The 14,821-nt window shown below is 70.7% G+C and carries 12 protein-coding genes; 7 read left to right on the forward strand and 5 right to left on the reverse strand.

The features are described 5' to 3' along the window. Positions 1-73 precede the first annotated feature (73 nt). Complete coding sequence (locus AB663_RS08535; RefSeq protein WP_067197928.1) at positions 74-931, reverse strand: MurR/RpiR family transcriptional regulator; 858 nt, start codon at positions 929-931, stop codon at positions 74-76. Between the two features lie 179 nt (positions 932-1,110). On the opposite strand from AB663_RS08535, the gene AB663_RS08540 reads away from it, so the two are divergent. Both AB663_RS08540 and murQ read left to right on the forward strand, forming a co-directional pair. Continuing rightward, the gene (locus tag AB663_RS08540; protein ID WP_067197931.1) at positions 1,111-2,013 is read left to right on the forward strand and encodes an N-acetylglucosamine kinase; all 903 of its coding nucleotides are present in this window, start codon (positions 1,111-1,113) and stop codon (positions 2,011-2,013) included. Then, positions 2,003-2,938, forward strand: coding sequence for an N-acetylmuramic acid 6-phosphate etherase (murQ, locus tag AB663_RS08545; RefSeq protein ID WP_083511178.1), 936 nt, complete (start codon positions 2,003-2,005; stop codon positions 2,936-2,938). The genes AB663_RS08540 and murQ overlap by 11 nt, the downstream gene beginning before the upstream one ends. A gap of 137 nt (positions 2,939-3,075) precedes the next feature. Here the strand turns inward: murQ and AB663_RS08550 are convergent, their stop codons facing one another. Beyond that, complete coding sequence (locus AB663_RS08550; protein ID WP_067197936.1) at positions 3,076-3,393, reverse strand: DMT family transporter; 318 nt, start codon at positions 3,391-3,393, stop codon at positions 3,076-3,078. Continuing rightward, positions 3,390-3,770, reverse strand: a complete 381-nt coding sequence (locus AB663_RS08555) for a DMT family transporter (protein ID WP_067197939.1) — start codon at positions 3,768-3,770, stop codon at positions 3,390-3,392. Before AB663_RS08555 ends, AB663_RS08550 begins: the two co-directional genes overlap by 4 nt. A gap of 347 nt (positions 3,771-4,117) precedes the next feature. Between AB663_RS08555 and AB663_RS08560 the strand changes: the two genes are divergently transcribed. Together AB663_RS08560 and AB663_RS08565 are read left to right on the forward strand one after the other, a co-directional pair. After that, positions 4,118-5,566, forward strand: a complete 1,449-nt coding sequence (locus AB663_RS08560; RefSeq protein WP_067197941.1) for a glyceraldehyde-3-phosphate dehydrogenase — start codon at positions 4,118-4,120, stop codon at positions 5,564-5,566. Between the two features lie 34 nt (positions 5,567-5,600). Beyond that, complete coding sequence (locus AB663_RS08565) at positions 5,601-6,665, forward strand: winged helix DNA-binding domain-containing protein (protein WP_067197943.1); 1,065 nt, start codon at positions 5,601-5,603, stop codon at positions 6,663-6,665. Between the two features lie 28 nt (positions 6,666-6,693). On the opposite strand, the gene AB663_RS08570 is transcribed toward AB663_RS08565, so the two are convergent. Continuing rightward, entirely contained in the window at positions 6,694-8,136 is a 1,443-nt protein-coding gene (locus AB663_RS08570; RefSeq protein ID WP_067197945.1) for an XRE family transcriptional regulator, read from the reverse strand. Between the two features lie 112 nt (positions 8,137-8,248). Here AB663_RS08570 and AB663_RS08575 point away from each other — a divergent pair, with 112 nt between their 5' ends. Together AB663_RS08575 and AB663_RS08580 are read left to right on the forward strand one after the other, a co-directional pair. Further along, positions 8,249-10,111, forward strand: coding sequence for a phosphoenolpyruvate carboxykinase (GTP) (locus tag AB663_RS08575; RefSeq protein WP_067197948.1), 1,863 nt, complete (start codon positions 8,249-8,251; stop codon positions 10,109-10,111). 369 nt (positions 10,112-10,480) lie between these two features. After that, complete coding sequence (locus tag AB663_RS08580; protein ID WP_067197950.1) at positions 10,481-11,764, forward strand: DUF4232 domain-containing protein; 1,284 nt, start codon at positions 10,481-10,483, stop codon at positions 11,762-11,764. Positions 11,765-11,779: 15 nt separating this feature from the next. Here AB663_RS08580 and AB663_RS08585 read toward each other — a convergent pair whose 3' ends face one another. Then, positions 11,780-13,663 carry an ABC transporter ATP-binding protein gene (locus AB663_RS08585; RefSeq protein WP_067197952.1) on the reverse strand — a complete coding sequence of 628 codons (1,884 nt, stop codon included), beginning with the start codon at positions 13,661-13,663 and terminating at the stop codon, positions 11,780-11,782. Between the two features lie 124 nt (positions 13,664-13,787). Between AB663_RS08585 and AB663_RS08590 the strand changes: the two genes are divergently transcribed. Then, positions 13,788-14,819 (forward strand): S66 family peptidase, encoded by a 1,032-nt coding sequence (locus AB663_RS08590; protein ID WP_067197954.1) that lies wholly within the window; start codon positions 13,788-13,790, stop codon positions 14,817-14,819. The last annotated feature ends 2 nt before the right edge of the window (positions 14,820-14,821 follow it).

Here is a 14,821-nt window from a genome sequence, read left to right on the forward strand (position 1 = left end):
TGCGGCGGCCGTCTCCTGACGCGGGCCCGTGTCGTGATGCAGCGTCACGCGGTCCATGCCGCGTCGGCGCACCTCATCCGTGCAGCGTGCGGGTCGCCTCTCTGGTGCGCTGCAGCGCATCCGCTGTCTCCGCGAAGCGCTTTTTCGCGACCCCGATGAAGAGGCAGTCGACCAGGGTCAGCTGAGCGATGCGGCTCACCATCGCGCCCGCCCGGAACGTCGACTCGCGCACCTCGGTGTAGAGGGTGTGGTCGGCTGCGCGCGTCAGCGGCGACTCCTTCGCCGACGTCACGGCGATCGTGGCCGCGCTGTTGTCGCGGGCAGCTTCGAGGAAGCGCACTGTCTCGGGCGTGGAGCCTGTGTGCGAGAAGCCGATCGCGACGGTCGGCGCGGTCTGCAGCACTGCAGCTGCGATCGCCTCGTGCGGGTCGGCCAGGGCATGCGCGTTGCGGCCGACCCGCAGCAGCTTGTGCGCGAGATCGACGGCGACGAACTGGCTGGCCCCGATGCCGTAGAGCAGGATTCGCTCTGCCCTGTCGATGACGTCGACGGCGGCGTCGAGCGTGTCGAAGTCCAGCTGCGCGACGGTCTCCTCGACCGCGAGGATCTCGAGCGCCGCGAGCTTCGATACGGCCTCGCGGAGGGAGTCGTCCTGGGAGATCTCGGAACCGTAGGCACCCCGCGCCGAGAACTGCGCGGCCTCCTTGCCCAGCTCGGTCGCGAGGGCCATGCGCAGCGGCGCGTACCCGCTGAACCCGATGGCACGGCAGAAGCGCACCACCGAGGCCACCGACGTGTGACAGTCGGCGGCGAGCTCGTTGATGGTCTTGTCGATGACGACGGACGGGTTCTCGCGGATGGCGGCGGCGATCCGGGCGAGAGACGGCGGAAGGGTCGAGGCCGAGGCCTCGATCGTCGACTGGATGCTCATCCGCTCCTCCGATATGTGGGACTCTCAGTATGTCGCGGCGCGTCGCCATGGATGTCGCGGCACGTCGCCACGGGCGGGAGGCCATCAGGCGTCACGTCGTGAAAATTCTTTCCAGAACATGTATAGGATGTGTAGCGGCTTTACGCCAGAGCGTCGGTGAATCGGACAAGGGGAGCGGTATGACCAGCGTGCGCACGACCGCCGCGGTCGACCTCGGCAAGACCAGCTGCCGCCTCGCCCTGGACGACGGCGGGCGCCGGATCATCGACGGACCCGGAGCCCCGGGGCTCGCCGCGCCGGGCGGCGTCGACCGCGCCACCGACGCCATCCTCGCGCTCCTCGACCGCGTGCCGGCAACGACCCTCCGCGCACTCGGGGTCGGCGCGGCGGGCGCCTGGGCGGCACCGGATGCCGCGGCCGACCTCGCGGTCAGGCTCGCGCGGGCGACCGGTGCCGCGGTCGCCGTCGCCTCCGACGTCGTCACCGCACATGCCGGTGCGCTGCGTGGGGGAGACGGCGTGATCCTCATCTCCGGCACCGGTGCTGCCGCGATGGGTGTCGACGTCGACGGCATCCGCCTCGTCGACGGCTGGGGGCCGGACATCGGTGACTTCGGCAGCGGTTCCTGGCTGGGACGCGAAGCCGTGCGGGCGGTGCAGCGCGCACAGGTCGGCCTCGGGCCGGCGACGGAGCTGACGGATGCCGTGCGCGACGCCATCGCACCCGCTGCGGACCCCGTCGCCTGGGTGTCGCAGGACGGACCGGTCGCCCGCCGGCTGGGCACGCTCGCGCCGCTGGTGCTCGACGCCGCCCTCACGGGCGATTACGTCGCCCGCGAGATCGCGCAGGAGGCTGTTCGCCTGTTGACGGCATCCGCCGTCGCAGCGTCCTCGCACACGGCGGAGGTCGTCGTGCACGGAGGCCTCACCGGCCACGACTGGTTCCGCTCCCAGCTCGTCGCCTCTCTCGCCGAAGCCGGACGCAGCGTGGTCGCCGCACAGGGCGACGCTCTCGACGGCGCGGCGCTCCTCGCCGCCCATGCTGATCTGCCCCATGAAAGGTTCGTGCACCGTGCCGAATGACGACATCCGCCTCACCGCCCTTCTCGACGAGCTCTCGCGGCTGGGCACCGAGGCTTCGACGACCGAGCGGGGCGACCTGGATGAGTACGCCACGATCGAGCTCGTGCGGCTCATGAACGAGGAGGACCGCCGCGTCCCCGTCGCCGTCGCCGAGCGGTCGGCCGAGATCGCACGCGCGGTCGACGGCATCGTCGAGAGGTTCCGGCGGGGCGGGCGGCTGATCTACATCGGGGCAGGCACCGCGGGTCGCATCGGCGTGCTCGACGCGAGCGAATGCCCTCCGACGTTCGGTACCGACCCGTCGATGGTCGTGGGACTGATCGCCGGAGGTGAGACGGCGATCCGCTCGGCTGTGGAGAACGCCGAGGACGACGACACCGCGGCCGCCGCGGAGCTGCGGGAGCTGCGCCTCACCGCGGACGACACGGTCGTCGGGATCTCGGCATCCGGGCGCACGCCCTATGTGGTCGGCGGACTCCGGTACGCCGGAGACGTCGGCGCGCTCACGGTGGCGATCGCATCGAACGCCCGCTCGGCGATCGGCGCCGCCGCCGACATCGCCATCGAGGTCGTCACGGGACCCGAGTTCATCTCGGGATCCACGCGGCTGAAGTCCGGCACGGCGCAGAAGCTCGTGGTCAACATGCTCACGACGTTGTCGATGATCAAGCTCGGCAAGACCTATCGCGGCGTCATGGTCGACCTGCTCGCGACGAACGAGAAGCTGCACGCGCGCTCCCTGCGCACGGTGTCGCAGCTCGCCGGCGTCGGCGTGGACGAGGCCGCACGGGCGCTCGCCGCGGCATCCGGCTCGGTCAAGCTCGCCCTGCTCCTGCTGGCGACCGGGGCTTCGGCGGATGAGGCGTCTGCGGCTCTGGAGCGTGCCGGCGGCATCCTGCGCGACGCCATCTCCGCCCTCTCCTGACCCCGCCCGCCTCCCTGCCCTCACCCCCCGCGCTCAGGTATGAGTTGTGGTCGGAAAATCGCCCGAATACCGACCACAACTCATACCCGAGCGAGGAGGGGAGGTGGCGAGATGCGGGCTGTCGGGCCGTCGGACCGTCAGCCGCCGAACTCCATGAGGCCGACGCCCAGAGCGATCAGGGCGACTCCGACGGCCATCTTCAGTGAGAAGTGATCCTTGAAGAGCACGCGGCCGAGGACCGCGGTGATCGCCACCCCGGCGGCCGCCCAGACTCCGTAGGCGACGCCCACCGGCATGCCCATCGCGAGAATCGCTCCGAGCAGGCTGAAGGCCGCGACGTAGCCGACGGCGATGACCGGGATCCAGCGCCGCCGCCTCAGTCCCTCCGACGCGCGCAGGCTCAGCGTCGCAGTGACTTCGCTCGCGATCGCGAGGGCCAGCAGCATCCACGTCATGATGCGTGCGCCTTCGTGTGCGATGCCAGCTCGACCCTGTGCGATCCGAGCTCGACGAGCAGCACGCCGAGCACGATCACACCGATGCCGATGAGCTGCACCGGACCCAGCACCTCGCCGAACAGCACGGTGCCGAGAACGGCGGTGAGCACGACACCGATCGCCGACCAGATTCCGTAGGCGACGCCGACGGGCATGCCGCGGTCGAGAACGATCGACAGCAGCCACAGTGATCCGGTGTAACCCAGCACCACGATGATGAGCCACAGCGGATGCGTGAATCCCTCTGCCGCTCGGAGAGAGAGTGTCGCGCTCACCTCGAGGGCGATCGCGGCGAGCAGCGGCGGCCACGCGGAGGGCCGTCTGGGTGATGTCATCCATGCGCCTTTCGTGTCTGGGAGGGCCAGGGGGCGAGGGCTGGTCGGGCGGCGGGGGCCGCAGGGAAGGGGGGAAGCGGGGAAGTGGGGAAGTGGGGCAGCGGGAGGGAACGCGCGTGCAGACGCGGCGAGTCCGCGGCTCGCGGCGGGCTCGTGCGCTCCCCATAGAAGCCTGGCATGCGGACCGGTCACAAGCGCGGATCGGCACGGAGGACGGGCAGGGCGCCGGATCGGATTCGTCGACGGCGACGCGGTACCCGTACCCTGGGAGCATCCCCCGATGCTTCACCCGGCAGACTCGTGCGCCGGCGATCCTTCGGCGCGCGCTCACACATGCAAGGACGCAGATGACTGACGCACACGCACACCGTGACGACTGGACGGCGCGAGAGGAACTGGCCGAGCGGATGATCCCGCTCATCGGATCGCTCAAGCGCGAGAGGGACGTCGTGACGTCGCTGCACGGACATCGCCTGCTCGGGCTCTCGGCGACCGGCATCGTCGAGGTCCACGATCGCGTCGCACAGCTCGGGCACGCCGCGCTGCCCCTCGACGACACCCTGGCCGTGCTCGAGGCGCTGCACGCCCTGGCGCCGGGCTCCTCGTCGCTCGACGTCGCCCGGCTCGCCGAGGAGGCCGCCTCGGACGGACGGCCGATCGCCGAGTACCTGCGCGAGGCCATCGCCCCGGCCATGGGTGCGGTCGCCGCCGAGCCGACCGACGTCGTGCTGTACGGATTCGGCCGCATCGGCCGCCTGCTCGCGCGCATCCTGATCGCGCACACGGGCGGCGGCAGCGGACTGCGGCTGCGGGCGATCGTCGTGCGCCGCGGCTCCGAGAACGACCTCGTCAAGAGGGCTTCGCTGCTGCTGCACGACTCGGTGCACGGCCGGTTCGCCGGATCGGTCACGGTCGATGAGGACGCAGAGCAGATCGTCGCCAACGGCACGCGCATCCAGGTGATCTACTCCGACGACCCCGCGTCGATCGACTACACCGCCTACGGCATCCGCGACGCGATCGTCGTCGACAACACCGGCCGCTGGCGCGACGAGGCGGGTCTCTCGCAGCACCTCGCGTCGACCGGCGTCGCCCGCGTGCTGCTCACGGCCCCCGGCAAGGGCGCGCTGAAGAACATCGTGCACGGCATCAACCACGACACGATCGAGCTCGGCGATCGCATCCTCTCGGCCGCGTCGTGCACGACCAACGCGATCACCCCGGTGCTGGCCGCGATCGACGAGGCATACGGCGTCGTCAAGGGCCATGTCGAGACGGTGCACTCGTTCACGAACGATCAGAACCTCATCGACAACTTCCACAGGGGCGACCGTCGGGGGCGTTCGGCCGTGCTCAACATGGTGATCACCGAGACCGGGGCCGCCAAGGCCGTCGCGAAGGCCCTGCCGCAGCTGGAGGGCAGGCTCACCGGCAGCGCGATCCGCGTGCCGACGCCCGATGTGTCGCTGGCGGTGTTGCACCTCACGATCGAACGCCCGGCGACGAAGGACCAGCTGAACGACTACCTGCGGCGCGTCTCGCTGCACTCGCGGCTGCGTCAGCAGATCGACTACGTGGAGTCGCCCGAGGTCGTGTCGACGGACTTCGTCGGCTCTCACCGCGCGGGCATCGTCGACGGCCTTGCGACCATCGCCGACGACGACACCGTGATCCTGTACGTCTGGTACGACAACGAGTTCGGCTATTCGTGCCAGGTGATCCGCGTTCTGGAGACCATGGCCGGATCGCATCCGATCGTGCTGCCCACGCGCCGAGAGGTGACCCTGGAGGCATGACGCGGATGTCGGCGGCCCCCGGCAGGATAGGGGGATGACACCACGCGCACTGCTCTCCGAGAGGCTGAGATCGCATCGCCTCACGGCCCCGTCCAAGACCGTGACCGATGCCGCCGCCCACATGCTCGCGGTGCAGAGCCAGGACTTCCTCGCCGGGCGATGGGCCCTTGGTATCCGCACTGCTGGCTCGCCGACGCTCGCGACGGTCGACCGTGCGTTCGCACGCGGCGATCTCGTGCGCACCTGGAGCATGCGCGGCACGCTGCACATCGTCCGTGCGGCCGATGTGCGTTGGGTGCTCTCGGTCACCGCCCAGCGGCAGCTTCAGCGGGAGGCCGGTCGCCAACGCGAGCTCGGCATCGACGCTGAGCTGCTGGCCGCAGTCGAACGCGCGCTGCGGGTGAAGCTCGCCGGCGGCGGGCGCACGAGGGCGCAGTTGTTCGACGACCTGGCTGAGCTCGGCATCGATCCCGCGGCACAGCGGGGGGTGCACATCATCGGCGCGCTGTGCATCAGCGGCGTGCTCGTGCAGGGCCCTGTCGTCGCTCGTGATGGGGCGGTCGGGCGCGAGCAGTTGTTCGTGCTTTGCGACGAGTACCTCCCGGTGACGCCGATGCCCGACGATCCACTCGCCGAGCTGTTCGTGCGGTATATCGAGGGGCACGGACCGGCGCGCGTCGAGGACTTCGCCTGGTGGTCGGGCCTCACGCTGGGGAGCGCCCGAGAGGCCGTCGAGCGGGGAAGGCACCGTGTCACCGAGGTCTGTGAGGGTGTGTACGTGTCGTCGGTTCGTCCGCGGCCCGCGAGGGGCTCGAACGACGACGCCGTGTTCGCCCTGCCCATGTTCGACGAGTATTACATCTCCTACGCCGACCGCTCTCCCGTGGCCGATGCCGAGGCGATGACGCGCATCGGCCCGGGCAAGAACGGCATGGTGCGCGCCAGCCTCCTCGTAGAGGGGCGCATAGCCGGAGCCTGGACACACTCGGCCGCCGTGGGGCGCCACCGCGAGGCTCCCGTGGCGGAGCTGTTCGACGACGCCGATGCCCGTGCCGTCTCGCACGCGCTCGGGCGCTACAGCGCGTTCGTGAGCGGCTGAAGGTCGGCACCCGTCTCTCGGCACATACTCACTCGTCGGCGTGCCGTCCCAGGAAGTTGTACACCTCGTTGTCGTCGACGCCGGGGAACGCGCCGCGGGGGAGCGGGGAAAACATGTGCGTGTGCACGCGCGCGCTCGGCCATGCCTTTCCGTGCCAGCGCTCGGTGAGGTCCGCGGGTGGGCGACGGCAGCACGCCTCGTCGGGACAGGTCGACACGGCCCGGTCCGCGGTCTCGCGTCCACGCCACCAGCGCGCGTCGTCGAAGGGCACGCCGACGGTGACCGAGAACTCGCCCTCGGTCGACGATCCGGTCTGCGTAGAGCACCAGAACGTGCCGGACGGCGTGTCCGTGTACTGATGATGCTCCGTCGTGCGGTTCTGCTGCGTGAAAGCGCTGCGCGCCTGGAACTTGCGGCACACGCGCTGGCCCTCCACGGCCCCGGTGACGTCCATCGGCAGCGGTAGGTCGTCGTTCTCGTACACCCGCGTGATCGCGCCCGTCTCGTCGACGCGGAGGAAGTGCAACGGCATCCCCAGGTGCTGCGTGAGGAGGTTCGTCATGCGCATGCCCGCCGCCTCGTGCGTTACCCCGAAAGCGTCGCGGAAGTCCTCCACGGCGAGGTTGCGGTCCTTCTTCGCCTGCTGCAGGAATGCGACGGCCGCTGTCTCCGGCATGAGCGCGCACGCCGCGAAGTAGTTGATCTCCAGTCGCTGCTGGAGGAAGTCGGCGTAATCGGTCGGCGGCTTGTGGCCGAGCAGGCGATGCGCCATCGCCTGCAGCGCCATCGAACGCAGGCCGTGGCCGCCCGGGATGGAGGCGGGGGGAAGGTAGATTCGGCCGTTCTCGAGGTCGGTCACTGAGCGCGTGGAGTGCGGAAGGTCGTTGACGTAGATGAGCTCGAAGCCGAGCTTCTCCGCCATGATGCTCACCGTGCGGTGCGTGAGCGCCCCCTGCACGTGCCCGGCAGCCCTGAGCTGCTTCTCGGCCAGCTTCTCGATGTCGGGGAGGTAGTTGTTCTGCGCGCGCATCCGGAGCCGGAGCTCGGTGTTCGCGCGCCTGGCCTCCTCCGGCGTCGCGATGGCCTCGCGCTCGCGTCGCTGCAGCTCGCGGTGCAGGCCGAGGATCGACTCGATGGTCTCGTCGCTCATGCCCTTCGTGACCCGCACTGGCGCGATGCCGAGCTGCCGGAACACCGGGCTCGCCTGCGCGCGCTCCAGCTCGATCTCCAGCGCAGCGCGCCGGTTGGGCGGCTCGTCGGAGATCAGGTCGGCGACCTCGGTGCCGGTCGCCTGCGCGATGGCCTGGAGCAAGGAGAGCTTGGGCTCGCGCTTGCCGTTCTCGATGAGGCTCAGCTGCGATCCGGCGACGCCGACGAGAGCACCCAGCTCGTCGAGCGTGAAGCCGTTCTCGAGCCGGCGATGACGGATGCGGTGGCCGAGGGTCGTCAGGTGGATGCCGGAGGTCGCCATTCCTTGAGCATAGCGAAAGAACTCGAATTCTTACTACCCGAAATCTCGGAAAGACGCGATGAACCCCGATCAAGATGGAATCAACGCCCCACACTTCAAAGGAGCAGCAGTCATGGCCATCGCCGAAGCCTTCACCCCTCGTGCCGCATCCGTCACACCCGCGCGCTCGTTCGGTGCGGCGCCGACCTACGACACGCCCGCCATGGCGGAGCTCACGGCGTGGGTCGACGAGATCGCCGCTCTCACCAAGCCCGACTCCGTCCACTGGGTCGACGGCTCGCGTGCGGAGAACGACTGGCTCCTGCGCGGGCTCGTCGCCGAGGGCAAGCTCATCAAGCTCAACCCGGAATGGCGCCCCGGCTCGTACCTCGCGCGGTCCCACCCGAGCGACGTCGCACGCACCGAGGCGCGCACCTTCATCGCGTCGGAGCGCGAAGACGACGCCGGCCCCACGAACAACTGGGCCGACCCGTCCGAGATGCGCCGCACGATGACCGAGATCTTCGACGGCTCGATGCGCGGCCGGACGATGTACGTCGTCCCGTTCTCCATGGGACCCGTCGGGGGTCCGCTGTCGCACATCGGAGTCCAGGTCACCGACAGCGCCTACGCGGTCGCGTCGATCGGCATCATGACCCGCGTCGGCGACGCCGTGACGCGCCAGATCGCCGACGGGGCGCCGTGGGTCAAGACCGTCCACTCCGTCGGCGCGCCGCTCGAACCGGGGCAGCCCGACGTCGAGTGGCCCTGCAACGACGAGAAGTACATCGTGCACTTCCCCGACACGCTCGAGGTGTACTCGTTCGGCTCCGGCTACGGCGGCAACGCCATCCTCGCGAAGAAGTGCTTCGCGCTGCGCATCGCCTCGGTCATCGCCCGCGACGAGGGGTGGCTCGCCGAGCACATGCTGCTCATCCGCGTGATCGACCCCGAGGGCAACGCCTACCATGTGGCCGCAGCCTTCCCGTCAGCGTGCGGCAAGACCAACCTCGCCATGCTGCGCCCGACGATCCCCGGCTGGAAGGTCGAGACGCTCGGCGACGACATCGCCTGGATCCGTCCAGGCGAGGACGGCCGCCTGTGGGCCATCAACCCCGAGGCCGGCTTCTTCGGCGTCGCGCCGGGCACCGGCGAGTCGACGAACGTCACCGCGGTGGAGACGCTGTGGGGCAACACGATCTTCACGAACGTGGCGCTGCGCCCCGACGGCGACGTGTGGTGGGAGGGGCTGACCGACGAGGCGCCCGCGAACCTCATCGACTGGGAGGGCAACCCGTGGACGCCCGACTCCGGTCGTCCTGCCGCGCACCCCAACTCGCGGTTCACGGTGTCGGCGGCGCAGTGCCCGCAGATCTCCGAGGACTGGGAGTCTGCCGTGCCGCTCGACGTGATCCTCTTCGGCGGACGCCGCGCCACCAACGTGCCCCTCGTGGTGGAAGCGACCGACTGGACGCACGGCGTCTTCCTCGGCTCCAACATCTCGTCCGAGCGCACGGCTGCGGCCGAGGGCACGGTCGGCGAGCTGCGGCGCGACCCGTTCGCGATGCTGCCGTTCTGCGGATACAACATGGCCGACTACTTCGGGCACTGGCTGAAGGTCGGCCGCGGCCTCCGCTTCGACCGCGCGCCGCGCATCTTCCAGGTCAACTGGTTCCGCCGCGGCGCGGACGGTCGGTTCCTGTGGCCCGGCTTCGGCGACAACTCGCGCGTGATCGACTGGATCATCCGCCGGATCTCCGGCGACGTCCCGGCGGTCGACAGCCCGATCGGACGCCTGCCGCGCATCGAAGACCTGAACCTCGAGGGGCTCGACATCGCCGAGGCCGATCTGGAGGAGCTGTTCTCGGTCGACCCCGAGGCGTGGAAGACCGAGGCCGACCTCACCGAGAAGTTCTACGACACCTTCGGAGACAGGCTGCCCGCAGCTCTGCGAACCGAGCTGGCGTCGCTGCGGTACCGACTGCAGAACGCCTGAACGACCGGGCGCCGGTATCGGGGGATCCGGCGCCCCTCGGTCCTTCGGGCCACCGACCCGCGATGGCGGGATGTCGGAGACGAACCCATGGCTGAGTGGTCTCCGGCATCCCGCCTTCGTGCTGTCCCCTCCTCGTGGCGCTTCCGCCTCCTCGTGGCCCCGTGGCGTCGGCTGCGGCCCTGGGCGGCGGCGGTGTGGACGCGGCGGCGGTGTGGACGCGGCGGCGGCGGTGTAGACGCGGCGGCGGCGGTGTGGACGCGGCGGCGACGGTGTAGACGCGGCGGCGACGGTGTAGGTGGGGGTGTCGACGGCCGGGACGGGGTAGGGTCGGGGTGTCCGCCGCGGCGTGCGGACGAACGGGGGGATGCGATGGTGCGCGGTGTGCTCGGCGGGGTGGTGCTCGCGATCCTCTGGGTCGGCGGCTCGTGGCTGTCGTACCTGCTCGCCGGCGCAGGCGGAAGCCTCAGCACCCTCGCGCTGCTCGTCCCGTCTCCCGGCGCACGCGGTGTCTTCGGCAGTCCGCTCGCCTGGGCCCTCCTCGTGCAGGCGCTCATGGTCGTCGTGCTGATCGTCGGCTTCACCGTGCTGGCACCGCGGCTCTCACCGGGGGACCCATCGGACGTGCCGCCCGGGGCTCCCGCCCGTGGAACGGTTCCTCCGACCCCCGCGATGGCACCGACCGCGGGTGCAGCCTTCGCGGGAGGCTGGCTCGCAGCGATCCTCGTCGCCTTCGCCATCGGTGCCGCGCAGGACGTCGGCAGCTTCCTCGTCTGGCTCGGACCGTTCGGCGTGCACGGCGCCCTCCGCACGATGGGAGCGGCTTCCATGACGGCCTGGTGGGCCGTGCTCGTGGGATGGATCCCCGCCCTCGTCTGGGCGCGCTCACGCCGTCGCGTCGCCGTGCCGGCCGCCGTGGCTCCGGCACCGGCCGCGGCATCCGTCCCCGACTCGGTGTCCGCACCCGGCCCAGGGCGCGCATCCGTGTCGAAGCCTCTCGCTTCTCACGCTTCCGGTGTGCGGTGGGCCGTGACCTCGGCGATCGCCGCCATGGCGCTGATCCTCGTCCCGGTGGCGACCGCAGCCGGGGACGCCGCGACGCAGCAGCAACTCCGCGAAGACCAGGCCGTGTCCGAGGCGCAGGCCGATCCCGACGGCGCGGCGGCGCCGGATCCTGACGCTCCGGGGGAACCGGTGCCGACGGCCGCGCCAGACGGTACACCCTCGCCGGACGGCTTCTGCACCGCGGAGGACACGACGATCATGGCTCCGGCGCCCGACGCTGCGACGGGGCACCGCGGGCAGTACCTGCAGGTCGTGAACGTGTCGGAGGAGCCGTGCACGTTCGACGGCTACCCCGACGTGGCGTACGGCGACCAGAACGGCCATCTGCTCGACGTGACCGTGGAGCACGGCCGCTCGTTCATGGCCGAGGACCCGGGCGCCGCGGCGTTCACGCTGCAGCCCGGTGACTCGGCGACCGCCGCGATCGGCTGGGATGCGAACTCCGTGCACGGGCAGCTCGCCGCGCGCAGTCTGTGGCTCGCCGTCCGTCCAGGTGAGCAGCGGCTCAGCTGGGAGGTGTCTCTCGACATCGTGCCCGGCGCGACCGTGCACGTGACGGCCTGGCACCTCGCGCCGTCTCCGGCGGGCTGAACCTCCGCCGGATCTTCAGGCGAGCAGCTGGTGTCGCGCGAGATCGCGGTAGAGCGGCACCTGCTCCACGAGCTCGGCGTGCGTGCCCTGGCCGACCACGACGCCGTCCTGCAGCACCACGATGAGGTCGCTGTCGACGACGGTCGAGAGGCGGTGGGCGATCACGACGAGCGTCCTGTCGGCGGAGACCGCGTCGATGGCCTCCCGCATCCGCTGCTCGTTGACGCCGTCGAGCGATGACGTCGATTCGTCGAGCAGGAGGATCGGCGCCTCGGTGAGCAGGGCGCGCGCGATGGCGAGGCGCTGGCGCTCGCCGCCGGACAGCATCACGCCGTCCTCGCCCACGGGGGCCGCGAGGCCGAGAGGATTGCGCTCCAGCACGTCGCCGAGATTGACGGCGCGCAGCACCCGCTCGCATTCGGCGTCGGAGGCCGCCGGGGCGGCGAGACGCAGGTTGTCCGCGAGCGTGCCGGCCAGCGTCGGCGCGTCCTGCTCGACGTAGCCGAACTGCGCGCGCAGCTCGTCGCGCGGGTACGTGCGGACGTCGTGTCCGTGGAGCCGGATCGAGCCGCCGGTCGGATCGTAGAAGCGCTCGATGAGCGACAGGATGGTGCTCTTGCCCGCGCCGCTCGGTCCGACGAGCGCCACTCTGGCTCCACGCGGCACGGCGAAGGAGACGCCGCGCAGGACCTCGGTCATGGGATGCTCGGACTCGCGATCGGCGGCGTCGAGGTGGGCGTCGGCCAGCAGGGTGCGTGCTTCCCGCGCCGCCTTCTCCCTGGCAGCCACCACGTTCTCCGGGTAACGGAAGCGCACGTCGCGGAACTCGATGGCCGGCGCGTCCGGATCGCCGCCGTCGCGGGGGAGCTCGGCGACGACCGCGGCGTCGCCCTCGGCCTCGGTGGGGAGGTCCAGCAGCTCCTGGATGCGTCCGAGTGCGCCGAGCGCCTGGTTCACCGATGTGATGGCGCCGAAGGTGGAGGCGAGCGGCATGACCATCATGAAGAGGAACATGATGAACGTCACCAGCGAGGCGATGGTGATGGCTCCGGCGGCGACGCGGAAGCCTCCGACGCCGAGCACGACGAGCAGGGAGAGCTGCAGGGCGACGCCGGCGACGGGCACGACGAGCGACGAGATCTTGGCGATGCGGACCCCGATGCTGTAGGCGTCCGACGCGAGTTCCGTGACGGCGGCCGTCTCGCGCTCTGTCGCGCCGGACGCCCGCACCGTGCGGATGGAGCCGACCGCCCGCTCGACCCCCGAGGCGAGCTCGCCCACCTTCTCCTGCTGAGCCGTCGAGGCGCTGCGGATGCGTCCGCTGAGTGCGACCACGAGGACGACGGACGCGCCGATGACGACGACGATCAGCAGGAGCAGCACCGGGTCGATCAGCAGCATCGCGACGAGGGCGCCGACGAAGAGGATGGCGTTGCCGACGGCGTCGGCGAGGCCCTGGGTGAGCACGGCGTAGAGGAGCGTGGTGTCGGTGCCGACCCTCGACACGAGGTCGCCCGTGCGGCGTGCGTCGAACTCGCTGATGGGCAGGTGCAGGATGCGGGCGATCAGCTGGCGGCGACTGGAGTACACCACCGCGGTGCCCGTGCGCTGCAGCAGGTAGTGCTGATAGCCGGAGATGATCGACGAAACGATCACGAATCCCACGAGCAGCCACACGAGGATGCCGAGTCCGCGGTCGGACTGCACGGCGTCGATCACCTGCCCGACGAGCAGCGGCTGCACGAGCGAGGTGGCAGCTCCGAACACGCTGAGCACCGCGACGACGATGAGCGTGCGCTTGTGTTCGAACAGGAAAGGGAGGAGCTGGCGGAAGGTGGCGCGCGGGCCTTCCTGGTGCGCGCCACGACCACGCCGGCGTGCGTTCGCCGTGCTGGACATGCGGGACCTCGTTCTGGAAAGGGGTACTTCGACCGTACTTCGTGTCGTCGGGGAGTCTGTGGGTGGGCTGTGTGCGCCGCGGGTGTGACACTTCCGGCACACGCCGGCGTGGAAGACTGAGCGGATGCTGTCGGCACCCAAGCTCGTTCCCGGCGACCGCGTCGCCGTACTATCGCCGGCGTTCGCCGCGCCCGCTGTCGCACCGGCGCTGCATGAGCAGGCCCTCCGCAGGATCCGCGACCTCACCGGCCTCGAGCCGGTCGAGTACCCCACCACTAGGCAGCTCGGTGCGAGCCCGCAGGCCCGGGCGGCCGACGTCAACGCGGCCTTCGCCGATCCGAGCATCCGCGCCATCGTCGCCACGATCGGAGGCGACGACCAGCTGACGGTCGTGCCGCACCTCGACGCGGCGCTCGCGACGGCCGACCCCAAGCCCTTCCTCGGCTACAGCGACAACACCAACATCCTCAACTGGCTGTGGGGGCACGGCATCCGCGGCTACTACGGCGGCTCGACCGCTGTGCACCTCGGCCCGGGGCCCGCCGTCGACGACGTCCACCTGCGCTCCCTGCGCGCCGCACTGATCGACGGGGGTGCGCTCGAGATCACCGAGCCGGGGGAGTCTGAAGACGTCGGGCGGCGCTGGGCCGACCCGCGCGCCCTCACCGAGTACGGTGACCGGACCCCGACCGAGCCGTGGACCTGGGCGGGGCCGGCCACCCGCGTGCGGGGACGCACGTGGGGCGGATGCCTGGAGTCCATCGACGGCCTCGCCTTCCTCGGCAGGCTTCCCGACGCCGAAGAGCTCGACGGCGCGATCCTGCTGCTGGAGACGAGTGAGGAGCGGCCGCCGGCGGGCTGGGTGGCCCGTTGGCTGCGGTACCTCGGGGAGCGGGGCATCCTCTCCGCCGCGGCCGGTGTGCTCGTGGCGCGGCCGCCGGTGAGCGATTTCGAGTTCCATCCCTCACCCGAGCAGGCCGCGATGCTGCGAGCGGCCCAGCGCGACGCCGTGCTCGACGTGGTCGGCCGCTACAACCCCGACGCGGTCGTCTGCATCGGCGTGCCGTTCGGGCACACCCGTCCGCAGTGGATCCTGCCGTACGGCGGCACCATGACGCTCGACGGCGCCGCGCGCACCGTCACCGCCGATTACTGACC

It is taken from the genome of Microbacterium sp. XT11, from assembly GCF_001513675.1.
In the GTDB taxonomy this organism is placed as follows: Bacteria; Actinomycetota; Actinomycetes; order Actinomycetales; family Microbacteriaceae; genus Microbacterium.